A 3120-nucleotide genomic window follows, 5' to 3' on the forward strand; every position below is an offset into this window, starting at 1 on the left:
CCGGGTGGAGCTTCGGCACATTATGGGCGATCGGCTGGTGGCAGATCGCCAGGCGGACCCGTCCGCTGCTCGCGGTTTAAAGCTTTTGCGACTAGCTTGAGGCATTCTCCCGTCACCTCGGACTTGATCCGGGGTCCCGCTTTCTGAGAACGGCAGGAGAAGGCAGCGGGATCCCGGATCAAGTCCGGGATGACGGTAGTTTGGATCGGTTGAGAACCGCGCTAGACGCCCGCGAGCGCGAGCAGCCGCTCCGCCGCCTTCAGGTGCGGCGCGTCGACCATTTTGCCGCCCAGCTGCAGCGCGCCCGCGCCCGGATTGGCCGCGAACAGCGCGACCACCGCGCGCGCGTGCGCGACCTCCGCCTCGCTGGGGGAGAAGGCGGCGTTGATCACCGGCACCTGCGCGGGGTGGATCGCCATCATGCCGGTAAAGCCGTCGCGCCGCCCGCGCGCCGCATAGGCCGCGAGCCCTTCGAGATCGCGGAAGTCGGGATACACCGTCTCGATCGCGGGCACCCCCGCCGCGTGCGCGCCGAACAGCGTCAGCGCGCGCACCATCCTGTACGGGTCGGTGTAGCCGCCGTCCGCCTCGCGACTGGTCGAGGCGCCGATCGCGGCGGGCAGATCCTCCGCGCCCCAGGTCAGCCCGGCAAGGTGGTCATCATCATAGTCGCCGAGCGTGAACACCGCGCGCGGCGTCTCGCTCGCGATCGGCAGCAAGAGATATTCGCCCGGCAACCGCCGCCGCAGCTCCGCGACCGAGGCGCGCCCTTCCGCCTTGGGCAGCACCACCCCGCGCACCGCGGTGCCGCCGATCGCCGCCAGGTCGTCGGCGACGAACTCACTGTCGAGCGGGTTGACGCGCACGAACAGCGTCGCGTCGCCGCTGCGCATCTCGACGAACTCGCGCACTGCGCTGCGCGCCGCCGCCTTGGCGCCGGCGGCGACCGAATCCTCCAGGTCGAGGATCAGCGCGTCGGCGCCCAGACCCAGCGCCTTTTCCATCCGCTCGGGCCGATCGCCCGGCACGAACAGCAGCGAGCGCAGCCGCACGCCCTAGCGCCCCATCTCGCCGAGCTTGCGCTCCCACGCCAGCGCGTCGCGCACGATCCCGTCGAGGTCGGCGCGGCTGGGCGTCCAGTCGATCGTCTCCAGGATCGCGGCATTGTTCGAGATCAGCTCGGCCGGATCGCCCGCGCGCCGCCCCTCCATCCGGCGCTCGATCGTCATGTTGGTGACGCGGTCGACCGAGTCGAGCACCTCCATCACCGAGAAGCCGCGCCCGTAGCCCGCGTTCAGCGTCACGCTCTCCGCCGGATGGTCGACCAGCCAGGCGAGCGCGGCGACATGCGCCTCGGCGAGGTCGCTGACGTGGATGTAGTCGCGCACCCCCGTTCCGTCGCGCGTGTCGAAATCGTTGCCGAACACGCTCACCGCGGCGCGCTTGCCGGTCGCCGCCTCGACCGCGATCTTGATCAGGTGCGTCGCACCCACCGTCGACTGCCCGCTGCGTCCCTGCTGGTCCGCCCCCGCGACGTTGAAGTAGCGCAGCGCGGCGTAGTTCATCGGGTGCGCCGCCGACACGTCGCGCAGCATCGCCTCGCTCATCAGCTTCGACATGCCGTACGGGTTGATCGGCACGGTCGGGTCGGTCTCGCTCACCGGCACGCGCTCGGGCGTGCCGTAGGTCGCGGCGGTCGAGGAGAAGATGAAGTGCGGCACGCCCGCCTTCACCGCGCTCTCGATCAGGCTGCGCGTCGCCGCGGTGTTGTTGCGGTAATATTTTAGCGGGTCGCTGACCGACTCAGGGACCACCACCGATCCGGCGAAATGCATGATCGCGCGCACCTGATGCTCGGCGAGCACGTCGGCGACGCGCGGGTCCTCGACCGCCATCTCGACCAGCGTCGCGCGAGCGTCCACCGCCCAGTCGAACCCGGTGACGAGATTGTCGATCACCACCACCCGGTACCCCGCGTCGAGCAGCGCCAGCACCGCGTGGCTGCCGATATAGCCCGCACCCCCGGTCACCATCACCTTGCCGTCGAGCTTTGCCGTCTGCGTCATCGCTAACTCCCTTTCGCGCGCCCTAGCGGCTTCCTACATTCTTCTCAAAGGAGACTTCTTCCCATGACCGAATATGCGATCGTCGCCGGCGGCTGCTTCTGGTGCACCGAGGCCGTGTTCAAGGACGTGATCGGCGTCGATAGTGTCGAGAGCGGCTATATCGGCGGCCACGTCGCCGACCCGACCTACCGCCAGGTGTGCGGCGGCGACACCGGCCACGCGGAGGCGATCAAGGTCGGCTTCGATCCCGCGCAACTCAGCTACGGCGACCTGCTCGACATCTTCTTCGCGACGCACAACCCGACGCAGCTCAACCGCCAGGGCAACGACGTCGGCACCCAGTACCGCTCCGCGATCTTCCCGCAGTCGGACGAGCAGGCGGCCGAGGCGAAGGCGGCAATCGAGCGCGCGCAGGGCGATCAGTCGAAGCCGATCGTTACCACGATCGAGGACAACGACACCTGGTACCCGGCCGAGGGCTATCACCAGGATTACTGGGAGACCGAGGGACGCAGCAACCCGTACTGCATGGCGGTGATCCCGCCCAAGCTGCAGAAGCTGCGCAAGAGCTACGCCGCGCGCACCAAGAGCATGGCCGCGGCACAGGCGTGATCGCCCTCGCGCGGCGGTTCGGCAAGACGCCGGACCGCCGCGCGAAGCCATCGCTGCCCGGCATCGCCTTTAGGGCTGAGCGGCGATCCACTCGGTTGCAATGTAGGAGAAAGCGGGCCACGCTTCGTGTCCGCTCTTTCGCATCGCCGCACCCACCCGATCGCCGCCCTTCGCGGATCGCCAAACCGCCGCTCGCTTCCGACCCGCGTCTTGGCCTCACCTTAGCCTCACCTTCCACGGCAGGTTGGCCGATGACAGGTGCTACGACGCCGGACGGCGCGCCTTGGCCTCACCTTAGCCTCACCTTCCGCGGCAGGTTGGCCGATGACAGGTGCTTCGACGCCCGAACGGCGCGTCTTGGCGTGACCTTCGCCTCACCTTCCGCCACGTCAGCGGTGCGCGGCGCGGCGCAGCCGGTCGTTGATCGCGACGCCGACGCCCC

Annotated in this window: 3 protein-coding genes; 1 reads left to right on the top strand and 2 read right to left on the bottom strand. The window is 69.1% G+C overall.

Annotated elements, in window-relative coordinates; translation table 11 throughout:
- Positions 1-221: 221 nt before the first annotated feature.
- A complete protein-coding gene (locus ACFDS6_RS16875) occupies positions 222-1052 on the bottom strand; it encodes an HpcH/HpaI aldolase/citrate lyase family protein (RefSeq protein WP_375273239.1) in 831 nt (276 codons plus the stop codon).
- 3 nt (positions 1053-1055) lie between these two features.
- Positions 1056-2066 (bottom strand): UDP-glucose 4-epimerase GalE, encoded by a 1011-nt coding sequence (gene galE / locus ACFDS6_RS16880; RefSeq protein ID WP_375273240.1) that lies wholly within the window; start codon positions 2064-2066, stop codon positions 1056-1058.
- A 63-nt stretch (positions 2067-2129) separates the two neighbouring features.
- Between galE and msrA the strand changes: the two genes are divergently transcribed.
- Positions 2130-2678 carry a peptide-methionine (S)-S-oxide reductase MsrA gene (gene msrA / locus ACFDS6_RS16885; RefSeq protein ID WP_375273241.1) on the top strand — a complete coding sequence of 183 codons (549 nt, stop codon included), beginning with the start codon at positions 2130-2132 and terminating at the stop codon, positions 2676-2678.
- Positions 2679-3120: the final 442 nt, after the last annotated feature.

This window comes from Sphingomonas sp. (assembly GCF_042095875.1).
In the GTDB taxonomy this organism is placed as follows: Bacteria; Pseudomonadota; Alphaproteobacteria; order Sphingomonadales; family Sphingomonadaceae; genus Sphingomonas.

Bases quoted from the DNA above. Each gene is read 5' to 3' on its own strand.
- msrA (WP_375273241.1), top strand. From the start codon at position 2,130: ATGACCGAATATGCGATCGTCGCCGGCGGCTGCTTCTGGTGCACCGAG.
- galE (WP_375273240.1), bottom strand. From the start codon at position 2,066: ATGACGCAGACGGCAAAGCTCGACGGCAAGGTGATGGTGACCGGGGGT.